Origin of the sequence: Saccharothrix xinjiangensis, from assembly GCF_039527585.1 — a bacterium.
GTDB lineage: Bacteria > Actinomycetota > Actinomycetes > Mycobacteriales > Pseudonocardiaceae > Actinosynnema > Actinosynnema xinjiangensis.
In genome coordinates this window covers 403,137-427,076 of the sequence record NZ_BAAAKE010000003.1, presented here as the reverse complement: position 1 = coordinate 427,076, position 23,940 = coordinate 403,137, and the positions used below count along the sequence as shown (strand labels likewise).

The window sequence follows — 23,940 nt, the reverse complement described above, 5'->3', positions numbered from 1 at the left end:
GGCCCCCGGGGGGAACGGCCCCGGAGCCGGCCGCCGGAGTCGGCCCTGCTCAGCCCTGCCCGACCGAGGTCAGCGTGATCGGCAGCTGCGGCCGGCCGTCACCCTCGCCGCGCCCGGAACCGGGCTCGACGCCCGCGGCGGCCACCCGGTCGACGACCTCCAGGCCCCGGGTGACCCGACCCATGATCGGGTAGTTCGGCGCGATCTCGCTGTCCCGGTGGACGATGAAGAACTGGCTGCCGTTGGTGCCGGGGCCGGCGTTGGCCATCGCCACCACGCCCCGCTCGTAGGTGCCCGGCACGGCCTCCGGGTCGTCGAACGCGTACCCCGGCCCGCCCGTCCCGGAGCCGCCCGGGTCGCCGCACTGGAGCACGAAGATGCCGCTGACCGTGACGCGGTGGCAGCCCACCCCGTCGTAGTAGGACTGCCCGACGAGGCTGCGGAAGCTGTGCACCGAGCACGGCGCGCTCGCCGCGTCGAACTCGAACTCCAGCTCGCCCTGGTCGGTCCGCACCGAGAACCGCACCGCGCCGCTCGCGGGCGCCTCGTCCCCGGCGGGCGGGTCCACCGGCTTGGGCACGTCGCCGCCGTCCGGGCCGTAGGAGCACGGGGTGGTCGCCCCGGTTCTCGGCGTGACCGACGAGTCCGGGGCCGCCGACGACCTCGGGGCGGCCGAGGACCCCGGCGCCTCCCCGGCGGTCGGCGCGCCCGGGACCCGGGTCGCGCAGGAGGCGGTCGAGCAGACCGCGGCGAGGGCCAGCAGGGCGCTGACGAGGGGGCGTCTGTGCACCGGCCGATCCTAGGGCCGCCCGCCGTCCCGCCGGGCCGCCGCGAACCCCGCGCCGGTCCCGGGAGAAACCTGGTGGCGCCGGCCACGGGGCCGTTGGCTAGCCTTGACGACCGACCGTCAGTTGAGCTACCCCGAGGAGAGCAGTACCCGTGATGCGCACGCACGAGGCCGGGACGCTCCGCGCCGAGCACGCCGGGCAGTCCGTCACCCTGACCGGGTGGGTGGCCCGCAGGCGCGATCACGGCGGTGTCATCTTCATCGACCTGCGGGACGCCTCCGGCGTGGCCCAGGTCGTGTTCCGCGAGGGCGAGATGGCCGAGCGCGCCCACCGCCTCCGCTCGGAGTTCGTGGTGAAGGTCGTCGGCGAGGTCTCCCGCCGCCCCGAGGGCAGCGAGAACGCCGAGCTGCCCACCGGCGGGGTCGAGGTCTACGCCTCCTCCCTGGAGGTGCTCAACGAGGCGGCCCCGCTGCCGTTCCAGCTCGACGACCACCTGGAGGTCGGCGAGGAGGCCCGCCTGCGGCACCGCTACCTGGACCTGCGCCGCAGCGGCCCGGCCAAGGCGGTCCGCCTGCGCAGCGAGGCCAACCGGATCGCCCGCGAGGTGCTGCACGCGGAGGACTTCGTCGAGGTCGAGACCCCGACCCTGACCCGCTCCACCCCCGAGGGCGCCCGCGACTTCCTGGTGCCCGCCCGCCTGCGCCCCGGCTCCTGGTACGCGCTGCCGCAGTCGCCGCAGCTGTTCAAGCAGCTGCTCATGGTCGGCGGCCTGGAGCGCTACTACCAGATCGCCCGCTGCTACCGGGACGAGGACTTCCGCGCCGACCGGCAGCCGGAGTTCACCCAGCTCGACATCGAGATGAGCTTCGTCGAGCAGGACGACGTGATCGCCCTGTCCGAGAAGATCATCCACGCCCTGTGGAAGGAGCTGGCCGGGCACGAGGTCAGCCTCCCGATCCGCCGGATCAGCTACGCCGAGGCCGTGGCCAAGTACGGCTCGGACAAGCCGGACCTGCGCTTCGGCCTGGAGCTGACCGAGCTGACCGAGTACTTCAAGGACACCCCGTTCCGGGTGTTCCAGGCGCAGTACGTGGGCGCGGTCGTCATGCCCGGCGGCGCGTCCCAGCCGCGCCGCACCCTCGACGCCTGGCAGGAGTGGGCCAAGCAGCGCGGCTCGCGGGGCCTGGCGTACGTCCTGGTCAACGAGGACGGCACGCTCGGCGGCCCGGTCGCCAAGAACCTCTCCGACGCCGAGCGCGACGGCCTGGCCAAGGCCGTGGGCGCCAACCCGGGTGACTGCGTGTTCTTCGGCGCGGGCGACCCGGACACCGCGCGCGCCCTGCTCGGCGCGGCCCGCGTGGAGATCGCCCACCGGGTCGGCCTGATCGAGGAGGGCTCCTGGTCGTTCGCGTGGGTCGTCGACTTCCCGATGTTCGAGGCCGCGGACAAGACCGACGACGTCGCGGTCGGCAGCGGCAAGTGGACCGCGCTGCACCACGCCTTCACCTCGCCGACGCCGGAGTGGGCCGACCGGCTGGAGGAGGAGCCGGGCAACGCCCTGGCCTACGCCTACGACATCGTCTGCAACGGCAACGAGATCGGCGGCGGCTCGATCCGAATCCACCGCGCGGACGTGCAGCAGAAGGTCTTCGGGATCATGGGCATCGGTCCGGAGGAGGCCCAGGAGAAGTTCGGCTTCCTGCTCGACGCCTTCAAGTACGGCGCGCCGCCGCACGGCGGCATCGCGTTCGGCTGGGACCGCATCGCCATGCTGATCGGCGGCTACGACTCGATCCGCGAGGTCATCGCGTTCCCCAAGAGCGGCGGCGGCTACGACCCGCTGACCGCGGCGCCCGCGCCGATCACGCCGCAGCAGCGCAAGGAGGCGGGCGTGGACGCCAAGCCCGTCGACAAGGCCGCTGACAAGCCTGCCGGCAAGCCCGTCGAGAAGTCCGCCGGCAAGCCCGGCGCGGACGGGCAGCAGTAACACCGTGCTGCACCTGCGGGCCGTGAGCCCGGTCGACCGCACCGACCAGGTGCTCGACCTGCTCAAGGCGCACCCCGGCGTGACGCACCTGGTGCTGCTGCCGGGCGCCGCCGTCCGGCCCGAGGGCGACGTGGTCGAGGCCGACGTCGCGCGGGAGGCCACCGACGAGGTGGTGGCCTCCCTGTGCGCGCTCGGCCTGGACCGCGACGGCGGCGTGACGCTGGAGGTCATCGACACCGCGCTGTCCGACTCGGCCGACCGCGCCGAGGAGTCCGTGCCGGGCGACGGCGCGGACGCCGTGGTGTGGGAGGAGCTCCTCGCCCGCACCGGCGAGGAGTCCCGGCTCAACGCCACCTTCCAGGCGTTCCTGACCATCGCGTGCCTGCTCACCGCGGTCGCCGTGGTCACCGACTCCCCGGTCACCCTGGTCGGCGCGATGGTGGTCGGCCCGGAGTTCGGGCCGCTGGCCGCCATCGCGGTCGGCCTGGTCCTGAAGCGCTGGGACCTGGTGCGCCGCGCCGGCGTCGCGCTCGCCGTCGGGTTCCCCCTGGCGATGCTGATCACCGCGTTCGGCGCGTGGCTCGGCTCCTACACCGACCTGTTCGACCGGGACCTGGCGCTGGCCGGGCACCAGGTGGACTTCGTCTTCGAGGTCGGCCCGTTCTCCCTGATCGTGGCCCTGCTGGCGGGCGCGGCCGGGATGCTGTCGATGACGTCGGCCAAGTCGGCGGCGCTCGTCGGGGTGTTCATCTCGGTCACCACCGTGCCCGCGGCGGGCTACGCGGCCGTCGCCGCCGTTCTCGGGGAGTGGGACATATGCCTCCAATCAGTTGCCCAGTTGGCGGTGAACCTGGTCGGCGTGGTGGTAGCCGCGGCGCTGGTCCTGGCGGTGCGCCACCGGCACGGCCGGGCCCGTGACGTGGGCAGACCGCTGTCGGGCGGCTGATTCCGACCGGGGGTGGACCGGGTGCCGGGCGAGCACTACCGTCACGGTGCCCGGACGGGTTCTGTCACGTCGGTCCCCACCGGGAGTAGGGTCGGAGGCAATGAGCTTGGACATCACCGCCGGCCCGCAGGACATCGACGACGCTGCCCCTTCCGAGCTGGACGACGCGGTGAAGGCGGCGGAGTCCGTGTTGAGCGGGAGGTTCGGAGCGCCGGTCCGGTTGGCCGATCCCGAGGACCTCGGGGGAGCGGGCCGGTCCGTGGTCGCACGCGTCCGCGTCACCCGCACCCCCTTCTCGCTGCCCCGCACGCTGGTGGTCAAGCGCTACCCGTCGCCGGTGGCCGACCGCGACCCGTTCGCGCACGAGGTGGTGAGCCACAAGCTGCTCACCGCGCTGCCCGGCGAGGACCGGTTGACGCCGGAGCTGGTGGCGCAGGACAACGGCAAGCGGCTGGTCGTGCTGGAGGACCTGGGCAAGGCGCCGCGCCTCGCGGAGAAGCTGCTGGGCTCGGACGCGCGGGCCGCCGAACGGGGCCTGCTGGCGTGGGCGCACGCCATGGGCAGGCTGCACGCGGCGACCGCCGGGCGCGACGCCGACTTCGACGCGCTGATGCGCCGCCAGGGCAGCCAGTGCTGCGCCGACCCGATCGCGGTCGACGTGCACGCGGCCCTGGCCGGCCTGCCCGACCTGCTGTCCGCCTCGCTGGGCGTGCCGACGCCGGGGCCGGTGCGCGAGTTCGCCGAGCAGGCCGTGCGCGGGTTCGTCACGTCCCGTCGGCGGGCGTTCAGCCCGTCCACCTCCTGCCCGGACAACCACCTGGTGACCAGCCGGGGCGTGCGCTTCCTCGACTTCGAGGGCGGCTGCGTGCGGGACGTCGTGTTCGACGCGGCGTGCCTGCGGGTGCCGTTCCCGTCGTGCTGGTGCGCCTACGGCCTGCCCGCGGGCATGTCGGAGGCGATGGTCGCGGCGTGGCGGGCCGAGGTGTCGTCGGTGTGGCCGGACCTGGACGACGACGCCGTGTTCCGGCCCCGGCTGCTGGAGGCCCAGCTGCTGTGGGTGTGGCTGGGCACGTGGCGCGGACTGCCCGGCCTGAGCGCGGCGCTGCCCTCGGGCCACCGGCCGCTGGACTCGCCGCCGCGCGGCCAGGTGCTCGTCGCCCGATGGGTGCGGCTGCGGGCCGACGCGCTGGCGCTGGGCGCGAAGCACGTCGCGGCGCACGCCGACGAGGTGGTCTCGGCGCTGGTCGCCCGGTACGGGTCGGTCGTCGCGGAACTGCCGCTGTACCCGGCCTTCCGGTAGCGTTCCGCTGCCCGTACCCGGGGTGTCACGTCGCTGCGCGATGGTGTCCCGGTGGCCGAGAAGGTGACGAGCCTGGTGGTCCTGGGCGATTCGACGACGGCCGGGGTCGGCGACCCCGTGCCCGGTGGGTGGCGTGGCGTCGGGGCGCTGCTCGCGGGGGCCTTCCCGGGCGCGCGGTACCTGAACACCTCGGTCGCCGGTGCGCGGGTGTCCTCGGTGCGGCACGAGCAGCTGGGCGCGGCGCTGGCGGCCCGCCCGGACGCGGCCGTGCTGCTGGTGGGCATGAACGACACCCTGCGGTCGGACTTCGACGCCCGGCGGCTGCACGCGGACCTGGACGCGGTCGTCGGCGCGCTGGCGGCGGCCGGCGCGGCGGTGGTCACGGCGCGGTTCCACGACCACAGCCGGGTGTTCCGGCTGCCCGGCCCGCTGCGGCGGGCGCTGCGGGCCCGGATCGACGAGCTGAACGCGGTGGTCGACGCGGTCGTGCTGCGGCACGGCGCCGGCTGCGTCGACCTCGACCGGTTGGCGGGGGCCTACGAGGTCGAGACCTGGGCGGTGGACCGGCTGCACCCCTCGGAGCTGGGCCACCGGCGGCTGGCGGCGGCGTTCGCGGCGGGGTTGGCGGAGCTGGGCCGCGAGGTGCCGGGGCGGGTGTCCCAGGTGTGCGCGGGCGGCGCCCGGGTCACCGCCCTGCACCACGTCGGCTGGCTGGTGCTGAAGGGCCTGCCGTGGCTGTGGCGGCGGGGCCGCGACCTGGTCCCGCACGCGGTCGCGATCGTGTACCGGTCGTGGACGGGGCGGCCCGAGGTGTCGACGGGGGCGGTGGCGCCCCCCGATCTCGCGCCACCGCCCCTGTCCCGCAACGGCTAGCTCAACGCGTAGACCGTCGAACCGCCGACCGAGGTCGCCTCGAAGTTGTCCGCGACCCACTCCGGGATGTCGCCGTTCCCGCCGGGACCGCCGCCCGCGCCGCCGGTCGCGACGAAGTAGCCGATCCGGCCCTCGGCCACGTAGCGCCGGAACTCCTCCAGCGTGGGCGCGGGGTCGCCGCCGCTCCAGCCGCCGATGCCGATCACCGCCTTGCCGGAGGCCAGGGCCAGGCCCGCGGCGCCCTGCGCGCCGACCGTGGCGGCGGCCCACGTGCCGGTGGTGCTCCTCAGCAGCTCGATCAGCTCGTCGGAGCCCTCGCCCGCCGTGCGGTCGCCGCCGGGGCCGCCCACCTGCTCGGCGTACCGCGCGGGACCGGACATCGGGATGGAGCCGCTGTGCGCGGTGGCGGCGGTGGCGACGCCGAACGCCGCGGCGGGCAGCAGCGCCGTGAGCACGGCGAGGGCGGCCACCCGGCGCACGCCCATCACGATCGCGGTGGACACCAGCACGGCCGCCACCGCCACCGCCCAGCGGAGGGCGGGCGCCCAGTCGGGGTAGCGGGCGAGCAGCGCGAAGCCCCAGAACCCGGAGGCGGCGACCACCAGCGCGAGCGCCACGCGCACCGGCCGGTGCCGGCGGCCCCGCCACAGCTCGCGCCCGGTGATGGCGACGATCGCGGCGACGCCCGGCGCGACGGCGACCGTGTAGTACGGGTGGGTGATGCCGCTCATGAAGCTGAACACGACGCCGTTGACCAGCACCCACAGGCCCCACAGCACCAGCGCGGCGCGGGTGCGGTCGGTGCGCGGCGCGCGGCGGGTGAACCACAGACCGGCCACCAGGCCGATCAGCGCGGCGGGCAGCAACCACGAGATCTCCCCGCCCATGCTCGCCCCGAACAGCCGATCCACGCCGGTGCCGCCGCCGAAGCCGATGTTGCCGTTGGCCATGCCGCCGCCCCCGCCGCCGGAGCCGCCGAAGATGCGGCCCAGGCCGTTGTAGCCCAGCGCCAGCTCCCACAGCGAGTCGTTGGACGAGCCGCCGATGTAGGGCCGGGACCCCGCCGGCCACAGCTCGACCAGCAGGATGAACCAGCCCGCGGACACGACCACCGCGAGCCCCGCGCCGAGCAGGTGCAGGAACCGCCTGCCCAACGAGGTCGGCGCGGCCAGCAGGTAGGCCGCGGTGAACGCGGGCAGCACCAGGAGCGCCTGGCCCATCTTGGCCAGGAACGCGAACCCGACCGCCACGCCGGCCAGCGCGAGCCACCGGCCGGACGCCTCCTCCAGCGCCCGCACCGTGCAGTAGGCGCCCGCGACCAGGAGCAGCACCAGCAGCGCGTCGGGCAGGTTGAACCGGAACACCAGCACGGCCACCGGCGTCACCGCGAGCGCCGCGCCCGCCAGCAGCCCGGCCACCGGGCCGGAGGTCCGCTTGACCGTCGCGTGCAGCAGCCACACGGCCAGCACGCCCTCGACCGCCTGCGGCGCCAGCGCGGTCCAGCTGGAGAACCCGAAGACCCGCGCGGCCAGGCCGCTGACCCACAGCGCGGCGGGCGGCTTGTCGACGGTGATCACGCCGCCCGCGTCCGAGCCGCCGAACAGCCAGGCGGTCCAGCTCCGCGCGCCGGCCTGGGTGGCGGCGGCGTAGTAGCTGTTGCCCCAGCCGGAGTCGGTGAGGTTCCACAGGTACAGCACCGCGGCGCCGGCCAGCAGCACGACCAGCGCGGGGGTGGTCCGGTTCCGCTGCGGCGCGGGGGCGGGGCGCGCCGCCGGCGCGGGTGCGCTCAGGGTCGCGGTCATCGGGTGGTCTCCAAGGTCTGGGTGTCGGTGGTGGCGGGTGTGCGCGGGCGGAAGACCCAGTTGCGCAGCAGGAGGAACCTCAGCACGGTGGCAAGCAGGTTGGCGCCCACGACCGCGGCCAGCTCGGCGTGGCCGCCGGGCGCGGCGAACCGGTGCGCCAGCGCGAGCGAGGCGCTGGTCAGGGCGAGGCCGAGGCCGAGGACGAGCAGCCCCTCGAACTGGTGCCGCCCGGCGTGCCGCCTGCCGCGCACGCCGAAGGTGAACCGGCGGTTGGCCGCGGTGTTGCCGATGGTGGTGACCAGCAGCGCCACCAGGTTCGCGCCCTGCGCGCCGACGCCGCCGCGCAGCAGCACGAACAGCAGCAGGTAGGCCAGGGTGCTGACCACGCCGACCGCGGCGAACCGGACCAGCTGCCGGAACAGGCCCGCGGGGACGCCGGGGGTGCGCGGTTCCAGCGGCTGCCTGCCCAGCTGGGCGCTCAGCTCGCCGACCGGGATGCGCCCGGTGGCCAGGCCGCGCATCACCCGGGCCACGCCCCTGAGGTCGGCCACGGCGGTGGAGACGAGGTCGACCCGGCTGTCGGGGTCGTCGACCCAGTCGACCGGCACCTCGTGGATGCGCGCGCCCGCGCGTTCGGCCAGCACCAGCAGCTCGGTGTCGAAGAACCAGCCGGTGTCCTCCACGTGCGGCAGCAGCCGGCGCGCCACGTCGGCGCGGATGGCCTTGAACCCGCACTGGGCGTCGGTGAAGCGGGCGGCGAGCGCGCCGCGCAGGATCAGGTTGTAGCAGCGGGAGATGACCTCCCGCTTGGGCCCGCGCACGACCCGCGCGCCGCGGGCGAGCCGGCTGCCGATCGCCAGGTCGGAGTGGCCGGAGACCAGCGACGCCACCAGCGGCGCCAGCGCGGCCAGGTCGGTGGACAGGTCGACGTCCATGTAGGCCAGCACCGCGGCGTCCGATTCGGACCAGGCGGCCTTGAGCGCGCGGCCCCGGCCCTTCCGCGCCAGGTGCACGGCCGCCACGCCGGGCAGCTCGCGGGCCAGTCCGGCGGCGACCTCGGCGGTCCGGTCGGTGCTCGCGTTGTCCGCGATGGTGATCCGGAAGGTGTAGGGGAAGCTCCGCGTGAGGTCGGCGTGCAACTTGCGCACGCACGGCGCGAGGTCGACTTCCTCGTTGTGGACGGGGACCACCACGTCGAGCACCGTGGTCGTCGTGAACGTCGCGGGTGTCATGGGGTCACCGTCGCGGGGCGGGCTGGGCGCCCCGTGTGTCATGGCTGTGCCCCGGCTGTGAGGTCGTGGACGACCACGCCGTCCACCTCGGTGGCGGTGAAGTTGTCCTCGACCCACTCGACGATCCGCTCGGACGCGTCGCTGCCGCTCTCGGCGGGCATCCCCGCGCCGCCGAGGAAGTAGTGGACCCGTCCGTCCGCCACGAGCCGCTGGAACTCCTCCAACGTCGGCGCGGGATCGGTGCCGTTGAAGCCGCCCACCGCCATCACCGGCGCACCGCTGCCGAGCTGGAACCCGGCCGCGTTGTTCGACCCCACGGCCGCCCCCGCCCACGTGTGGCCGGTGCTGCTCCGCAGCAGCGCCACCAGTTCCTCACCGGGCTCGGCGGCGTGGAGCAGCCCGCCGGGGCCGCCCGTGCCGCCGCCCACCCGCAGGGTGAACGCCCCGCCGCCGCGACCGCCCGTGGCCGGCCCGGCGCTGGGGATGGCGCCGGAGTGCGGTGTGGCGGCCGTGGCGACCGAGTAGGCGCCCGGCCCGAGCAGCGCGGCGACCAGCGCGACCGGCACGACCACCGCGGCCGGCACGACCGCGGCCAGGAACAGGCCCACCGCGGCCAGGAGGCCGAGCGCCGGCACGACCGAGGCGAGCAGCGCGGACCAGTCGAGCAGCAGCAGGTGGCACTGGAGCGCCGACACGGCCGCCGCGCCCGACAGCGCCGCCGCCGCGGCGGGTTCCCGCCGCCTGCGCCACAGCGCGACCGCGCCGGTGCCGACCAGTCCGCCGACGGCCGGTGCCAGGGCCACCGCGTAGTAGGAGTGGATGATCCCGTTCATGGAGCTGAACACGGCGGCGGTGACGACGAGCCAGCCGCCCCACAGCGCCAGCCCGACGCGTTCCGCACCGACCCGTTGCGCGCCAACGCTTTCCGCCCCGTCCTGTTGCGCCCCGACGCGTGCTGCTCCAGTGCTTTGCGCTCCAGTGCTTTGCGCTCCACCCCGTCCCGCGGCCCACCAACCGGCGACGAGCAGCACCACCGCGGTCGGCAGCAGCCAGGCGATCTGGCTGCCCATCTCCGCGCCGAGCAGCCTGCTCCACCCGGTGGCGCCCCACCCGCCACCGCCGCCGACGCTGCCGACCTCCTCGCCGGTCAACCGGCCAAAACCGTTGTAGCCCAAGGCGAGTTCGAGCACGCTGTCGCCCTGCGAACCGCCGATGTGGGGCCGGGAGCCGGCGGGCACCAGCTCGACGACCAGCACCCACCAGCCGCCCGCGACCACCACCGCGCCCAGCGCGGCGGCCAGGTGCCCGACCTTGCGGGCGAGCCCGGCGGGCGCGAACACCAGGTACACCAGGCCGAACGCGGGCAGCACCAGGAACGCCTGGAGCATCTTGGCCAGGAACGCGAAGCCCACCGCCGCGCCCGCGAGCACCAGCCACTTCGGGGAGGCGTCCTCGGTGGCCCGCACCACGCAGTACGCGCCCGCCACGAGCAGCAGCACCAGCAGCGCGTCGGGGTTGTTGAACCGGAACATCAGCACGGCGACCGGCGTCAGCGCCAGCACCGCGCCCGCGAGCAACCCGGCCGCCTCGCCCGCCGTGCGGCGCACCGCGGCGTGCAGCAGCCACACGCTCGCCACGCCCATCAGCGCCTGGGGGACCAGGATGCTCCACGCGTTGACGCCGAACAGCCGGGCGGACAGGCCCATCACCCACGTCGCCGCCGGCGCCTTGTCGACCGTGATGGCGCCCGGGGCGTCGGTCGCGCCGAAGAACCACGCGTGCCAGCTCTGGGCCCCGGCCTGGGCGGCGGCGGAGTAGTAGGCGTTGGCCCACCCGGAATCGCCCAGGCGCCACAGGTACAGCACCGCCGTCCCGGCCGACAACAGCAACAGGGGTAGTCGCGCTCGCATGCGGCCGAGCGTGTCCGGCGGGGCTGGGTGGTCCTTGTGCCCTCGCTGTGAGCCGGCTGTGCACGGCGCCGTGACCCGGCCGCGCGCGCCGGACTCGGGTTCGTCGTGCCCGCACGCCGGCGGGACAAGGGGTGAGGGACAAAGGGGTGAGGGGACAAGGCGCGAGGAGGGGTGAGCGGCGAGGAGGGGCGAGCGGTGGTCAGCGCGGCAGTCGGACCGTGAACGTGGTCCGGCCGGGCCGGCTCGTCACCCGCACCGAGCCGCCGTGCGCGGCCACCACGGCGGCCACGATCGACAGCCCGAGCCCGGTGCTGCCCGCCGCCCGCGAGCGGGACGTGTCGCCGCGCGCGAACCGCTCGAACACCTCGCCCTGGAGCTCCTCCGGGATGCCGGGCCCGTCGTCGGTGACCGCCACCTCCACCGCGCCGCCACCGGTGGACAGCGACGTCACCACCGTGCTGCCGGGAGGGGTGTGCACGCGGGCGTTGGACAGCAGGTTCGCCAGCACCTGGTGCAGCTTGTGCCGGTCACCGGTCACCAGGACGGGCTCCGGTGGCAGCCGGAGCCGCCACTCGTGGTCGGGGCCCGCGATCCGCGCGTCGCCGGCCGCGTCCACGACCAGCCTCGACAGGTCGACCGGCTCCCGGCCGAGCGGCCGGCCCGCGTCCAGCCGCGCGAGCAGCAGCAGGTCCTCCACCAGCGACGTCATCCGCACCGCCTCGGACTCCACCCGCCGCATGGCGTGCCCCACCTGCGGCGGCACCTCGTCGGTGCTGCGGCGGGTCAGCTCGGCGTAACCGCGGATCGCGGCCAGGGGCGTGCGCAGCTCGTGGCTGGCATCGGCCACGAACTGCCGGACCCGCGTCTCGCTGGCGTGCCTGGCCTCCAGGGCGCCGCCGACGTGGCCGAGCATCTTGTTCAGCGCCAGGCCGACCTTGCCGACCTCCGTGCCGGGGTTGGCGTCCTGCTCGGGCACCCGCTCGGCCAGCGCCACCTCGCCCTGGTGCAGCGGCAGCTCCGCCACGCGGGTGGCGGTGTCGGCGACCCGGTCCAGCGGCCGCAGCGCGCGGCGCACCACGAACGTCCCGGCCAGGCTCACCGCCATCAGCCCGGCCAGCGACACCCCGCCGAGGATGAAACCCAGCCGCCACACCGTGCTGTTCACGTCGTCCAGCGACAGGCCGGTGAACAGCACGGCGCCCGTCCGCGTGGTCGCGGCGACCACCCGGAACTCGCCCCGCTCGCCCAGGTCCACGGTGCGGGGCGCGGCGCCCGTGCTGGCGGCCACCAGCGCGCTCACCTCGGCGGGCAGGTCCTCGGTCTCGGCGCTGTCGTCGAGGCGCGCCCCGGCCGGCTCGCCGCCCGGGTTGAGCACGACCACCAGCGTGCCGGGGACGGACCCGGGTCCGTTCAGCGGCCCGTCGGGTCGCTCGCCGGGCAGCGGCGGCAGCGCGCGGCCGAAGCGCTCGGCGGTGTGGCCCAGCTCCTCGTCCAGCTTGCCGATCAGGAAGTCGCGCAGCGCGAACCCGCTCACCACGCCGATGACCGCGCACACCACGGCGAGCAGGGCCAGCTGCCCCACCACCAGCCGCGTGCGCAGCGACCACGTCCTAGGTCGCAGGCTTGAGGACATAGCCCGCGCCCCGCATGGTGTGGATCATCGGCGTCCGGCCCGCGTCGATCTTCTTGCGCAGGTAGGAGATGTACAGCTCGACGATGTTGGCCTGCCCGCCGAAGTCGTAGCTCCACACCCGGTCCAGGATCTGCGCCTTGGACAGCACCCGCCGGGGGTTGCGCATCAGGAACCGGAGCAGCTCGAACTCGGTCGCGGTCAGGTCGACCGACGTGCCGCCGCGGCGCACCTCGCGCGTCTCCTCGTCCAGCACCAGGTCGCCCACGACCAGCTCGGTGCCCGCGGTCGCCTGGGTGACGCCGGTGCGGCGCAGCAGGCCGCGCAGCCGCAGCACGACCTCCTCCAGGCTGAACGGCTTGGTGACGTAGTCGTCGCCGCCCGCGGTGAGCCCGGCGATCCGGTCCTCCACGGCGTCCTTCGCGGTCAGGAACAGCACCGGCAGGCCGGGCGCGTCGGCGCGCAGCCGGCGCAGCACCTCCAGGCCGTCGAAGTCGGGGAGCATGACGTCCAGCACGACCACGTCCGGGCGGAACCCGCGCGCCTCGCGCACGGCGGACGTGCCGTCCAGCGCGGTGCGCACCTCCCAGCGCTCCATCCGCAGCGCCATGGACATCAGCTCGGCGAGGGTGGACTCGTCGTCCACCACGAGGACGCGGACCGGACTGCCGTCCGGGCGGCGGAGTTCAGGGGATGCCCCTGCTGCGGACACTGAGCGCATGCTCCCATCGTCGGCCCGACCCATGAGCGCCTGCTGTGCCGGTCCTGTGTACCACCTGTGAACCGCTTCCGCAGGTCACGGCGGTCGTGGCGGTCGCGGAGGCCGATGCACAGCCGCCGCCCAAGAACCGCACAGCCCACGCACAGGCGGGCTCGGGACGGTGGTCGCCATGAGCAACGAACCCGAGAACCCGACCCGGGGCGGCCACCCGCCGCAGGCCGCGGACCCCACCCCGGGTGACCACCCGCCGCGGGCCGCGGACCCCGCCCCGGGCAGCCGGCCGTCGCAGGCCGCGGACCAGACCTGGGGCGACCCGCCGCAGCAGACCTGGGGCGACCCGCCGCCGCAAGCCGCTCCCGGTCCGGGCTGGAACGGCCGCAAGACCCTCGTCGCCGCCGCCATCGCCGTGGGCATCGCGGCGGCGGGCGGCGGCGTCATCTACGCCGCGAGCAACTCCGAGGCCGCCCAGCAGGGCATGGGCGGTCCGCGCGGCTACGGGATGCGCGGCGGCCCCGGCATGGTGGTCATGGGTAGCCCGTTCGGGGACGCGCAGCACGGCGAGTTCCAGCACGGCGAGGTCACCGAGGTGACCGACTCGTCCGTCACGGTCAAGAGCGACGACGGCTACGTCCAGACCTACCGGGTGGACGGGGACACGCAGGTCAACGGCGGTCAGGGCGACCTGGACGACCTCGACGCCGGCGACTCCGCCACGGTCGTGGCCACCGGCTCCACCGCCGAGCTGATCCTCGTCGGTGACGCCGCGAGGGGCGGCGATGGCCGGCGGCAGTCCGACGGGCAGCCGCCCGCGGACGGGCGGGGCGCACCACCGACCCGGTAGAAACTACCGGTATGAAGCGACTGGCGCTCTCGGCGCTGCTGGCCGTGTCGGCCCTGCTCGGGGTCGCGTCCCCGGCGTTCGCCCACACCGAGCTGGTCTCCAGCGACCCGGCCGACGGCGCCGTGCTGCCGCAGCGGCCCCGGCAGCTGACGCTGACGTTCAGCGAACCGGTGCCCGCCGAGAGCGCCGGCATCACCGTGACCGGCCCGGACGGCGCGGCGTGGCCGCTGGGCGAGGTCACCGCCCAGGGCAACAGCCTGGTCGTGCCGCTCAAGGCGAGCGGGTCGCCCGCCGGGCCGCACGCGCTGAACTGGCGGGTCGAGTCCCTGGACGGCGACTTCGTGAGCGGCACGATCACCTTCACGCTGCCCGCGCCGCCCGCCGACCAGGTCCCCGCCGCCACCACCGCCACCGGCGCCCCTGACACCCCGGCCCCCACCGCGCCCGCCGCGACCGCCACCACGCCACCCGTGGCGACGACGACCGGCCAGGCCGCCACGTCCTCACCCGAGACCTCCTCGTCCGCCCCCGCCGTCGCCGACACCGCCGACACCGCCGACGAGGGCGGCGGTGTGCCGACGTGGGTGGTCGTCGTGATCGCGATCGTGGTCGCGCTGGCCGCGGCGGCGGCCGTGGTCGCGCTCCGCCGCCGTCGCCGGGACGCGGCCGACGACACCGGGACCGCGGGCTGAGCCGCTCCCGGTCGAGAGGTCAACCGTCAATGGCTACGGTCACCCCATGACCGGATCCCCCCTGCACCGCCGGGCCCTGCTCGCGGGCGGCGCCGCGAGCGTGCTCGCCGCGGCCGGTTTCCGCCCGGCGGCGCACGCCGACCCGGACGACCGGTCCGCCGGCGCGCGCCGCTTCACGCTGACCGTGCTCGGCACCACCGACCTGCACGGCAACGTGTTCAACTGGGACTACTTCGCCAACCGCGAGTTCGACGACAGCGGCCACAACGACATCGGCCTGGCGAAGCTGTCCACCCTGGTCAAGGCGGTCCGCCAGGAGCGCGGCGCGCACCGCACCCTGCTCATCGACGCGGGCGACACCATCCAGGGCACCCCGCTGGCCTACTACTACGCCAAGGTGGAACCCATCGGCCGCCGCAAGGCGCACCCGATGGCCACCGCCATGAACGAGCTGGGCTACGACGCCGCCGCGCTGGGCAACCACGAGTTCAACTACGGCATCCCCCTGCTGCGCGAGTTCGAGAAGCAGCTCGACTTCCCGCTGCTCGGCGCGAACGCGGTCGACGCGGCCACCGGCCGGCCCGCGTTCCGGCCCTACGTGGTCAAGACCGTGTGGCGCACGGGCGCGGCGCCGCTGCGCGTGGGCGTCCTCGGCCTGACCAACCCGGGCATCGCCATCTGGGACAAGGCCCACGTCGAGGGGAAGATGACCTTCCCGGGCGTGCTGGAGCAGGCGCGCCACTGGGTGCCGCGGGTCCGCGCCGCTGGCGCCGACCTGGTCGTCGTCGCCGCGCACTCGGGCGCGGACCTGTCCTCGTCGCTGGGCGACCTGCTGCCGTTCCCGGAGAACTGCTCGGCGCTGGTCGCGGAGGAGGTGCCCGGCATCGACGCGATCCTGGTCGGCCACGCGCACACCGAGATCGCGCAGCGGTTCGTCACCAACAGGGCCACCGGGAAGCAGGTCCTGCTGACCGAACCCCTGTTCTGGGGCAAGCGGCTGAGCCTGGTGGAGTTCGACCTGGAGTGGACCCGCCGGCACGGCTGGCAGCCGACCGCGTCCCGCTCCCAGGTGCTCGACACCAGCACCGTTCCCGAGGACCCGGTGATCGTCCGCAAGCTGCGCGACGACCACGAGCGCGTCGTGGCCTACGTGAACTCCGGGATCGGCACGTCGAAGGCCGCGATGTCCGCCGCGACCTCCCGGTACGAGGACACCGCCGCGCTGGACCTCGTCAACCGCGTGCAGGGCGAGGCCCTCAAGGCGACCCTGGCCGAGGCGCTGCCGGTGCTGTCCCTCGCCTCGCCGTTCAACAAGGCCGCGGCGATCCCGGCGGGCGAGGTGTCGGTGCGCGACGTGGCCGGCCTCTACGCCTACGACAACACGCTGCTCGGCGTGCGGCTCACCGGCGCGCAGCTCAAGGACTACCTGGAGCGCTCGGCGGCCTACTTCAAGGCGGTGGGCACGCCCGGTCCGCACCGGCCGGAGGCGCTGACCAACGCCGACGGCACGCCCGACTACCTCTACGACGTGGCCGCCGGGCTGGACGCGCCGCTGACCTACGACATCGACCTGGCCAGGCCGGTCGGGCAGCGGGTGGTCGGTCTGGCCCACGGCGGCACGCCCGTGGCGGCCGACCAGGCGTTCGCCGTGGCGGTGAACAACTACCGGCAGTCCGGCGGCGGCAACTTCCCGCACGTCGCCACCGCGCCGGTGCTGCACGACCAGCAGCTGGAGATCCGGCAGCTGCTCATCGAGTGGGTGCGGGAGCGCGGCGAGATCGACCCGGCCGCGTTCTCGTCCACCGACTGGCGGCTCGTCGTCGACGGCACGCCGGTGGTGATCGGGTGACGCTGTCGGACGTGCTGCGGCCGGGGCTGGACGTGCTGTTCTGCGGCATCAACCCCGGTCTGATGTCGGCGGCGAAGGGGCGGCACTTCGCCCGGCCGGGCAACCGGTTCTGGCCCGCGCTGCACCTGTCCGGGTTCACGCCGCGCCTGTTCGACCCGTCCGAGCAGGACGAGCTGCTCGACCTGGGCCTGGGCATCACCAACCTGGTGGCGAGGCCGAGCGCGCGGGCCGACGAGCTGACGCCCGAGGAGCTGCGGGCGGGCGGCGCGCGGCTGACCGAGGTGGCGCGGCGGCACCGGCCGAGGTTCGTGGCGGTGGTGGGCGTGACGGCCTACCGGACGGCGTTCGGGCGCAAGAAGGCCGCGGTCGGGCCGCAGCCCGAGCCGATCGCGTCGTCCCGGCTGTGGCTGCTGCCGAACCCGAGCGGGCTCAACGCGCACTACCGGCTGGCGGACCTGGCCGAGGTGTTCGGCGAGCTGCGGTCAGAGGTTGCGCAGACCCGCTAACACCCGTTCCAGCAGCACCAGGTCGGCGCCGCCGGGCGCGGCGGCGTTGTCGTGCGCCGCCACCACGCCCATGCCGATCAGGTCGCCCACGAGCACCCGGGCCACGCCCAGCGGCACCGACAGCAGCGCCGACACCTCCGCGACGGACCTCGGGCCGGTCGCGCACAGCTCGACGATCGACCGCTGCTCGGAGGTGCTCTCGCGCAGGGCGATCGCGATGCCGCCGCCCTCCAGCGAGACCAGCGTCTCCAACCGCAGGTCGTAGGCGGCGGACGTGCGGCCGCCCGTCCACGCGTAGGGGCGGACCAGCGGCCCGGAGAACTCCTCGACCACGGGCTCGGGTTCCGGCCCGGGTTCGGGCTCGCGCCCGGCCGGGACCATCGGCCGCGTGTCGGCGTCCGACTCGGGGAACGGCGCGCCCCCGGCCCACGACCCCGCCTCCCGTTCGCCCGACCCGCCCACGGGTTCCCCGGAGCCGTCGCGCTCCGGGTCCTCGGCGCGCTCCAGGTGCTCCGGGTGCTCGTCGCGCTCCTCCAGGCTGCGGCGCAGGGCGGCCGACCCGAACCGGGCGCCGGTGGCGCCGACCTCGCCCCGCAGCGACCGGCGGCGCCTGGCCGGTGCGGGTTGTCCGGTCGGCTGGTCGTCCAAGCTGCGGCGGAGGGTGGACGAGCCGAAGCGCGCGCCGGTCGTGCCGACCTCGCCCCGCAGCGACCGGCGGCGCCTGCGCTCCGCGCCACCGGTGGGCTCCGGCTCCGAGCTGCCTGTGCTCACATTCCGGGAACCTAGACGGAAGCGCGTCCGGGTGATGTCGGGCGTGTTTCGAGTCCGTGCAATCCTCGTTAACCGGGTGCTCGTGCGGACGCATGTGCACCCTTGCGCGATGATGGGCGCGTGCGCATCCGCGAGGTGGAGATCTCCGACGACATGATCAGGCTGGGCCAGTTCCTCAAGCTGGCGGGCCTGGCGGACAACGGCGCCCACGCGCGTGAGCTGGTCGAAGACGAGGAGGTGACGGTCAACGGCCGCACCGAGACCCGTCGCGGCGCCCAGCTGAAGCACGGCGACGTCGTGGCCGTGGGCGACGAGAAGGCCCGCCTCATCGCCACCCGCTGACCCCGGGTGAACGAACGCTCACATCTCGCCGCCCGACCCGAACGCGGAACTCGCGGTGCCCGAACGTTCGACACACCCGACCCGGGCGTTCGACGCGCGCGCGAGTCGAACGTTCAGGTGCACCGTGTCGAACGTTCAGGACCGGTGAGTTCCGCGTTCAGGTCCGGGCGCCGGGGCGCGGCGGGTGGCGTGGAGATTGTCCGGGCGGGGGAGTGGTGTTGGTCACGCCTTGCTGGGCCGGGTGGGTGGAAATAGTTCGAGGTGACCGCCCGAAGTGCCCGCGCCGTTGCGCCGAATAGCTGATCCCGCTCTGTGAATGGGTGATGTCCGTCCGCTGCGGTGCGGCTCCGGCGGTAGCTCGTCGAGCCCTTTTCCGCTACTTTCCGCGTGGGCTCGGGTCCGAATTCGAATACCCCTGTAACGCGGCGCGGGCCGAGAGCGATGATCCTGCTCCACGCCGGTGCCGACCACTGTGGACGCCGGCGGGGCGGCGGACGTGCGGTGCGGTGGGGCTTTTCCGCCTCAGTGCGGTCGGTGACTTGAAGTCACGCCGCGAACCTCCTCGGTGTGCGCCGTGTGCCGCACTGATGAATCACCATCTGGACCACCTTGCCGGTATGTGTAACGCGCGGCCGACGCATGACGAATGACGGTTCGCGAGGTTGAAAAACGCCGACCGCACATTTGCTGCACATCACACGCGGGTCCGTCGGGGATGCCCTGCGAACGATGCACGTCCGTACCGGCTCAACCGGGGGAGCACCACGATGAGCGAGCAGGTCCAGCACGCGGGGCACAGACCCGTGGCCCGGGTCGACGCCACCCGACGCGCCACCCACCCGACCGTCAGCGGTTGGGAGCCCGCCTACCGCTACGGCGTCATCGCCGCCGACGTCCTGTGCACCGTCCTGGTCGTCGTGCTGGCGGGCGTCGTGCTCCAGGCGCGGCACGCGTCCTTCGGGCCGCTGCCGATGCTCGCCCTGGAGGCGGTCACCGTCGCGGTGGTGCTCGGTTCGCTGTTCCTCAACCGGGTCTGGAACACCACGGTGCTCGGCCAGGGCGCGGAGGAGTTCCGCCGCCTCGGCCGCGGCCTGTTCGGCTCCGTCGTCGCGCTCGGCCTGGGCGCGCTCGCGGCGGGGCTGCCCGGCGCCCGCCTGTGGGTGTTCGTGGTCGGGCCCGCCGTCGCGCTGGTCGCGTTCCCGGTCCGCTACGCCCTGCGCCGCCCGCTGCACCGGGCCCGCGGCGAGGGCCGCTGCCTGCTGCCGGTGCTGGCCGCGGGCAACGTCGACACGGTCGCCGACCTGGTGTCCCGCACCCGCCGCGCGCCGCACCTGGGCTGGCGCGTCGACGCGGTGTGCACGGTCGACGGCCGCGCCGAGGTCGGCGTCGAGCTGGAGGGCGTCCCGGTCGTCGGCCGCTTCGACGAGCTGGCCGAGCAGGTCCGCCGCGGCGGCTACCGGATCGTCGCGGTCACGCCCGACGCCTACTGGACGCCCCGCCGCCTCCAGCGGCTGGCCTGGGACCTGGAGGGCACCGGCGCCGAGATGGTCGTCGCGCCCGCCCTGATGGACTTCGCGGGTCCCCGCCTGCACGTCACCGGAGTGCTGGGGATGCCGCTGCTGCGGGTCAGCGAGCCGTCGTTCACCGGGTTCCGCCGCGTGGTCAAGACGGCCGTGGACAAGGTCGGCTCGGCCGTGCTGCTGGCCGTGCTCAGCCCGGTGCTGCTGGCGGTCGCGGTGGCGATCATGGTCGACACCAGGGGGCCGGTGCTCTACAAGCAGCGCCGCGTCGGCAAGGGCGGCGTGCCGTTCACCATCCTGAAGTTCCGCACCATGGTGACCAACGCCGACGCGTTGCGCGCCAAGCTCCAGCAGCTCAACGAGGGCGCGGGCGTGCTGTTCAAGATGAAGCGCGACCCGCGGGTCACCGTGGTCGGCCGAGTCCTGCGCCGCTACTCCCTCGACGAGCTGCCCCAGCTGTTCAACGTGCTCACCGGCACGATGTCGCTGGTCGGCCCCCGGCCGCCGCTGCCGGAGGAGAGCGCCAATTACGGCCCCGACGTGCGCCGCCGGCTGCTGGTCAAGCCGGGCCTGACCGGTCTGTGGCAGGTCTCCGGCCGCAGCGACCTGTCGTGGGAGGAGTCCGTGCGGCTCGACCTCCGCTACGTGGAGGACTGGTCGCTCGCCTTGGACGCGCTGATCCTGTGGAAGACCTTCCGCGCCGTGTTCGGCGGGCAGGGGGCGTACTGACATGACCACCCGGAGCGCCGGCGAGGGCCGCGAGAGGGAGAACGAGATGGACCAGCCGATCGGCATCGCCGTGGTCGGCGCCGGCTACTGGGGCCCGAACCTGGTGCGCAACGCCCAGGCCACCCCCGGTCTCAAGCTGCGCTACCTGTGCGACCTGGACACCGAGCGCGCCCGCCGCGTGCTGGGCGACTACTCGACGGTCCGGGTGTCCGGCTCGCTCGACGACGTGCTCGCGGACCCGGCGGTCGACGCGGTCGCCATCGCCACCCCGGCCGTCACCCACCTGCCGGTCGCGCTGGCCGCCCTGCGCGCCGGCAAGCACGTGCTCGTGGAGAAGCCGCTGGCGGCCACCTACGCGGACGGCCTGGAGCTGGTGCGCGAGGCCGAGGACCGCGGCCTGACCCTGATGCTGGACCACACGTTCGTCTACACGCCGACCGTCCAGCACCTGCGCCGGCTGGTGCGCGACGGCGAGCTGGGCACCGTGCAGTACCTCGACTCGGTGCGCATCAACCTCGGCCTCGTGCAGCCGGACGTGGACGTGTTCTGGGACCTCGCGCCCCACGACCTGTCGATCTTCGACGCGATCCTGCCCGACGGCGTGCGCGTCGCCAGGGTCTCCGCCCACGGCTCGGACCCGATCGGCGCGGGCCGCGCCTGCGTCGGCCACCTGACCCTGGAGCTGTCCGACGGCGTGCTGGCCCACGTGCACGTGAACTGGCTGTCCCCGACCAAGATCCGCACCATGGTCGTCGGCGGTTCCCGCCGCACGGTCGTCTGGGACGACCTCAACGCCGTCCAGCGCCTGTCCGTGCACGACCGGGGCGCCGACCGCATCGAGGACGACGAGGACCGCCGCCAGGCGATCATCTCGTACCGCCGCGGCGACACCGTGGCCCCGGCGCTGCCGGAGCGGGAGGCGCTGCGCGGCGTGATGGCGGAGTTCGCCGCCTCCATCACCGAGAAGCGCGCCCCGCTGACCGACGGCTGGTCGGGCCTGCGCGTGCTGGCCACCCTCGAAGCCGCCTCCGCGAGCCTGGCCGCGGGCGGCGAGTTCGTCACCGTCGACCACCCCGCCCCCCACCGCCTCGTCACCGCGTAAGCACCACCGGAAGGAAAGCACCATGTCGGAAGCGGCTCAGCCGATCAGCGGGCAGCGCGCCCTCGTCACCGGAGGGGCGGGCACCATCGGCTCCGCGGTGGTCGACCAGTTGCTCGCCGCCGGCGCCGCCGAAGTGGTGGTGCTGGACAACTTCGTGCGCGGGCGCAGGGAGAACCTGGCCGACGCGACCGCCGCGGCGGGCGACCGGCTCACCGTCGTCGAGGGCGACATCAACGACCGCGCGCTGCTCGCCGAGCTGTCGCAGGGCACCGACCTGGTGTTCCACCTCGCGGCGATCCGCATCACCCAGTGCGCCGAGGAACCGCGGCTGGCGCTGGAGTGCCTGGTCGACGGCACCTTCACGGTCGTGGAGGCGGCCGCGGCGGCGGGCGTGAAGAAGGTCGTGGCCTCCTCGTCGGCGTCGGTCTACGGCCTGGCCGAGACCTTCCCGACCACCGAGCGCCACCACCCGTACAACAACGACACGTTCTACGGCGCGGCCAAGGCGTTCAACGAGTCCATGCTGCGCAGCTTCAAGGCCATGTACGACCTGGACTACGTGGCGCTGCGCTACTTCAACGTCTACGGCCCCCGCATGGACGCCCACGGCAAGTACACCGAGGTGCTCATCCGCTGGATGGAGCGCATCGCGGCCGGGGAGTCGCCGCTGATCTTCGGCGACGGCGCGCAGACCATGGACTTCGTCCACGTGCACGACATCGCCCGCGCGAACGTCCTGGCCGCCAAGGCCCCGGTCACCGACCAGGTCTACAACATCGCCAGCGCCCAGGAGACCAGCCTCAGGGAGCTGGCCCTGGCCCTGCTGTCCGCGATGGACTCGGACCTGCCGCTGGAGCACGGCCCGGAGCGCAAGGTCAACGGCGTCACCCGCCGCCTGGCCGACATCTCCGCGGCGGCGCGCGACCTCGGGTGGAAGCCCGAGATCGGCCTCGTGGACGGCCTGCGCGGGCTGGTCGAGTGGTGGGTCGGGCTGGGCGACGGCGCCGCCGAGGCGGTCCGGTGATCCCCGTGATGAAGCCCTGGCTGGGCGAGGAGGAGGCGCGGGCGGCGTCCGACGCCGTGCTGTCCGGCTGGGTCGCGCAGGGCCCGAAGGTCGCCGCGTTCGAGGACGCCTTCGCCCGCCGCGTGGCCGCGCTGCACGCCGTGGCGCTGTCGTCCTGCACGACCGCGCTGCACGTGGCGCTGCACCTGCTCGACGTCGGGCCCGGTGACGAGGTCGTCGTGCCGTCGCTGTCGTTCATCGCCACCGCCAACGCGGTGCGCTACTGCGGCGCGACGCCGGTGTTCGCCGACGTGGAGCCGGAGACCGGCAACCTGTCGGCGGCCACCGTCGGGCAGGTGCTCACCGAGCGCACCAAGGCGGTGCTGCTGGTGCACCAGGCCGGCGTGCCGGCGGACGTGGAGCAGGTGCGCGCCCTGTGCCGGCCGCGCGGCGTCACCGTGGTCGAGGACGCGGCCTGCGCGGCGGGGTCGACCTACCGGGGCGTGCCGGTCGGCGCGGACGCGGAGCTGGCCGCCTGGTCGTTCCACCCGCGCAAGCTGATCACCACCGGCGAGGGCGGGATGCTCACCACGAACCACGAGCAGTGGGCCGTGCGGGGCAGGCGGCTGCGCGAGCACGGCATGAGCGTCAGCGCGGCGGAGCGGCACAGCGGCGGCGGCGCGGTCGTGGAGAGCTACCTGGAGACCGCGTTCAACTACCGGATGACCGACATCCAGGCGGCGGTCGGCCTGGTGCAGCTGACCAAGCTGGACGCGATCGTGCGGCGCAGGCGCGAGCTGGCGGCGCGCTACCACGAGCTGCTCGTGGACGTGCCGGGCCTGCGCGCGGTCACCGACCCGGAGCACGGCACGACCAACTACCAGTCGTTCTGGGTCGTGCTCCCGGAGGACGCGCCCCTGTCCCGCAACGAGGTCCTGGCCCGGCTCGCCGAGCGCGGGGTGTCCGCGCGCCGCGGGATCATGGCCTCCCACCTGGAACCCGCCTACGCGGGCCACCCGCACGTCGACCTGCCGGTCACCGAGGCGTTCACCAGCCGGTCGCTGATCCTCCCGCTCTACCACGACCTGGGCGAAGCCGACCAGCGCACGGTGGTCGACGGGCTCAAGGCGGCGCTGGACCTGCCCCTCGTGTCGCGCTAGCGCACCAGGGCGGACATCCCCACCCGCGGGCGGCACGCCGTCCGCGGGTGGGGCATGTCGTGCCTCGGCTACTTTCCGTGACTGCCGACCGGGTGCTCGACGATCGGCGTCGCTCCTCCTTGCCCTGGGGTGTAACGCGAAGCAGCACGACCACGACGATCGGAGCAACGGCGCTCCGCTGGTCGGTGCAGTGTCCGGGCAGTTACTCCCAGTAGTCAGCAGCTTTGTCCGAGAGG

The 23,940-nt window shown here is 74.4% G+C and carries 20 protein-coding genes; 13 read left to right on the top strand and 7 right to left on the bottom strand.

Going from position 1 to position 23,940, the window contains the following annotated elements; translation table 11 throughout:
* Positions 1-49: 49 nt before the first annotated feature.
* Positions 50-790, bottom strand: a complete 741-nt coding sequence (locus tag ABD223_RS10060) for a peptidylprolyl isomerase (RefSeq protein ID WP_344035752.1) — start codon at positions 788-790, stop codon at positions 50-52.
* Between the two features lie 149 nt (positions 791-939).
* Here ABD223_RS10060 and aspS point away from each other — a divergent pair, with 149 nt between their 5' ends.
* The 4 genes from aspS (at position 940) to ABD223_RS10040 (ending at position 5,894) form a co-directional block, all read left to right on the top strand.
* Positions 940-2,775, top strand: coding sequence for an aspartate--tRNA ligase (gene aspS, locus ABD223_RS10055; protein WP_344035751.1), 1,836 nt, complete (start codon positions 940-942; stop codon positions 2,773-2,775).
* Between the two features lie 4 nt (positions 2,776-2,779).
* On the top strand, positions 2,780-3,721 hold the full coding sequence (locus ABD223_RS10050; RefSeq protein ID WP_344035750.1) for a DUF389 domain-containing protein: 942 nt from the start codon (positions 2,780-2,782) through the stop codon (positions 3,719-3,721).
* Positions 3,722-3,821: 100 nt separating this feature from the next.
* On the top strand, positions 3,822-5,021 hold the full coding sequence (locus ABD223_RS10045) for a hypothetical protein (protein ID WP_344035749.1): 1,200 nt from the start codon (positions 3,822-3,824) through the stop codon (positions 5,019-5,021).
* 51 nt (positions 5,022-5,072) lie between these two features.
* Positions 5,073-5,894, top strand: coding sequence for a GDSL-type esterase/lipase family protein (locus ABD223_RS10040; RefSeq protein WP_344035748.1), 822 nt, complete (start codon positions 5,073-5,075; stop codon positions 5,892-5,894).
* Here ABD223_RS10040 and ABD223_RS10035 read toward each other — a convergent pair.
* The 5 genes from ABD223_RS10035 to ABD223_RS10015 form a co-directional block, all read right to left on the bottom strand.
* Positions 5,891-7,696 carry an ArnT family glycosyltransferase gene (locus ABD223_RS10035; RefSeq protein WP_344035747.1) on the bottom strand — a complete coding sequence of 602 codons (1,806 nt, stop codon included), beginning with the start codon at positions 7,694-7,696 and terminating at the stop codon, positions 5,891-5,893. The genes ABD223_RS10040 and ABD223_RS10035 overlap by 4 nt on opposite strands.
* Complete coding sequence (locus tag ABD223_RS10030) at positions 7,693-8,928, bottom strand: bifunctional glycosyltransferase family 2/GtrA family protein (RefSeq protein WP_344035746.1); 1,236 nt, start codon at positions 8,926-8,928, stop codon at positions 7,693-7,695. The genes ABD223_RS10035 and ABD223_RS10030 overlap by 4 nt, the downstream gene beginning before the upstream one ends.
* Positions 8,929-8,966: 38 nt before the next feature.
* On the bottom strand, positions 8,967-10,838 hold the full coding sequence (locus ABD223_RS10025) for an ArnT family glycosyltransferase (RefSeq protein ID WP_344035745.1): 1,872 nt from the start codon (positions 10,836-10,838) through the stop codon (positions 8,967-8,969).
* Between the two features lie 199 nt (positions 10,839-11,037).
* On the bottom strand, positions 11,038-12,471 hold the full coding sequence (locus ABD223_RS10020) for a sensor histidine kinase (protein ID WP_344035744.1): 1,434 nt from the start codon (positions 12,469-12,471) through the stop codon (positions 11,038-11,040).
* The gene (locus tag ABD223_RS10015) at positions 12,449-13,189 is read right to left on the bottom strand and encodes a response regulator transcription factor (protein ID WP_344035743.1); all 741 of its coding nucleotides are present in this window, start codon (positions 13,187-13,189) and stop codon (positions 12,449-12,451) included. Before ABD223_RS10015 ends, ABD223_RS10020 begins: the two co-directional genes overlap by 23 nt.
* A gap of 169 nt (positions 13,190-13,358) precedes the next feature.
* Here ABD223_RS10015 and ABD223_RS10010 point away from each other — a divergent pair, with 169 nt between their 5' ends.
* Genes ABD223_RS10010 through mug form a run of 4 tightly spaced genes read left to right on the top strand, consistent with a single transcriptional unit; the run spans position 13,359 to position 17,077 of the window.
* Entirely contained in the window at positions 13,359-14,030 is a 672-nt protein-coding gene (locus ABD223_RS10010) for a hypothetical protein (RefSeq protein WP_344035742.1), read from the top strand.
* A gap of 11 nt (positions 14,031-14,041) precedes the next feature.
* On the top strand, positions 14,042-14,722 hold the full coding sequence (locus tag ABD223_RS10005) for a copper resistance CopC family protein (RefSeq protein ID WP_344035741.1): 681 nt from the start codon (positions 14,042-14,044) through the stop codon (positions 14,720-14,722).
* Positions 14,723-14,768: 46 nt separating this feature from the next.
* Positions 14,769-16,571 (top strand): bifunctional metallophosphatase/5'-nucleotidase, encoded by a 1,803-nt coding sequence (locus ABD223_RS10000; protein ID WP_344035740.1) that lies wholly within the window; start codon positions 14,769-14,771, stop codon positions 16,569-16,571.
* Entirely contained in the window at positions 16,568-17,077 is a 510-nt protein-coding gene (mug, locus tag ABD223_RS09995) for a G/U mismatch-specific DNA glycosylase (protein WP_344035739.1), read from the top strand. Before ABD223_RS10000 ends, mug begins: the two co-directional genes overlap by 4 nt.
* Here the strand turns inward: mug and ABD223_RS09990 are convergent.
* On the bottom strand, positions 17,054-17,848 hold the full coding sequence (locus ABD223_RS09990; RefSeq protein ID WP_344035737.1) for a DUF742 domain-containing protein: 795 nt from the start codon (positions 17,846-17,848) through the stop codon (positions 17,054-17,056). The genes mug and ABD223_RS09990 overlap by 24 nt on opposite strands.
* A 120-nt stretch (positions 17,849-17,968) precedes the next feature.
* On the opposite strand from ABD223_RS09990, the gene ABD223_RS09985 reads away from it, so the two are divergent.
* The 5 genes from ABD223_RS09985 to ABD223_RS09965 all read left to right on the top strand — a co-directional run bounded on the left by ABD223_RS09985 (position 17,969) and on the right by ABD223_RS09965 (position 23,704).
* Positions 17,969-18,190 (top strand): RNA-binding S4 domain-containing protein, encoded by a 222-nt coding sequence (locus ABD223_RS09985; RefSeq protein ID WP_344035736.1) that lies wholly within the window; start codon positions 17,969-17,971, stop codon positions 18,188-18,190.
* 767 nt (positions 18,191-18,957) lie between these two features.
* Positions 18,958-20,439 (top strand): sugar transferase, encoded by a 1,482-nt coding sequence (locus ABD223_RS09980; RefSeq protein ID WP_344035735.1) that lies wholly within the window; start codon positions 18,958-18,960, stop codon positions 20,437-20,439.
* A gap of 1 nt (position 20,440) precedes the next feature.
* On the top strand, positions 20,441-21,541 hold the full coding sequence (locus ABD223_RS09975; protein WP_344035734.1) for a Gfo/Idh/MocA family protein: 1,101 nt from the start codon (positions 20,441-20,443) through the stop codon (positions 21,539-21,541).
* 22 nt (positions 21,542-21,563) lie between these two features.
* Positions 21,564-22,565: an NAD-dependent epimerase/dehydratase family protein gene (locus ABD223_RS09970; RefSeq protein WP_344035733.1), complete on the top strand. Its 1,002-nt coding sequence runs from the start codon at positions 21,564-21,566 to the stop codon at positions 22,563-22,565.
* Positions 22,562-23,704, top strand: coding sequence for a DegT/DnrJ/EryC1/StrS family aminotransferase (locus ABD223_RS09965; RefSeq protein ID WP_344035732.1), 1,143 nt, complete (start codon positions 22,562-22,564; stop codon positions 23,702-23,704). Before ABD223_RS09970 ends, ABD223_RS09965 begins: the two co-directional genes overlap by 4 nt.
* Positions 23,705-23,940: the final 236 nt, after the last annotated feature.

Excerpts from the sequence above, each read along its gene's own strand:
- ABD223_RS10030 (WP_344035746.1), bottom strand. The coding sequence starts at position 8,928 with ATGACACCCGCGACGTTCACGACGACCACGGTGCTCGACGTGGTGGTC.
- ABD223_RS09970 (WP_344035733.1), top strand. The coding sequence starts at position 21,564 with ATGTCGGAAGCGGCTCAGCCGATCAGCGGGCAGCGCGCCCTCGTCACC.
- ABD223_RS09980 (WP_344035735.1), top strand. The coding sequence starts at position 18,958 with ATGAGCGAGCAGGTCCAGCACGCGGGGCACAGACCCGTGGCCCGGGTC.
- ABD223_RS10045 (WP_344035749.1), top strand. The coding sequence starts at position 3,822 with ATGAGCTTGGACATCACCGCCGGCCCGCAGGACATCGACGACGCTGCC.
- ABD223_RS10035 (WP_344035747.1), bottom strand. The coding sequence starts at position 7,696 with ATGACCGCGACCCTGAGCGCACCCGCGCCGGCGGCGCGCCCCGCCCCC.
- ABD223_RS10010 (WP_344035742.1), top strand. The coding sequence starts at position 13,359 with ATGAGCAACGAACCCGAGAACCCGACCCGGGGCGGCCACCCGCCGCAG.
- ABD223_RS10005 (WP_344035741.1), top strand. The coding sequence starts at position 14,042 with ATGAAGCGACTGGCGCTCTCGGCGCTGCTGGCCGTGTCGGCCCTGCTC.
- ABD223_RS10015 (WP_344035743.1), bottom strand. The coding sequence starts at position 13,189 with ATGCGCTCAGTGTCCGCAGCAGGGGCATCCCCTGAACTCCGCCGCCCG.
- ABD223_RS10000 (WP_344035740.1), top strand. The coding sequence starts at position 14,769 with ATGACCGGATCCCCCCTGCACCGCCGGGCCCTGCTCGCGGGCGGCGCC.
- ABD223_RS10025 (WP_344035745.1), bottom strand. The coding sequence starts at position 10,838 with ATGCGAGCGCGACTACCCCTGTTGCTGTTGTCGGCCGGGACGGCGGTG.
- ABD223_RS10020 (WP_344035744.1), bottom strand. The coding sequence starts at position 12,471 with ATGTCCTCAAGCCTGCGACCTAGGACGTGGTCGCTGCGCACGCGGCTG.
- ABD223_RS09975 (WP_344035734.1), top strand. The coding sequence starts at position 20,441 with ATGACCACCCGGAGCGCCGGCGAGGGCCGCGAGAGGGAGAACGAGATG.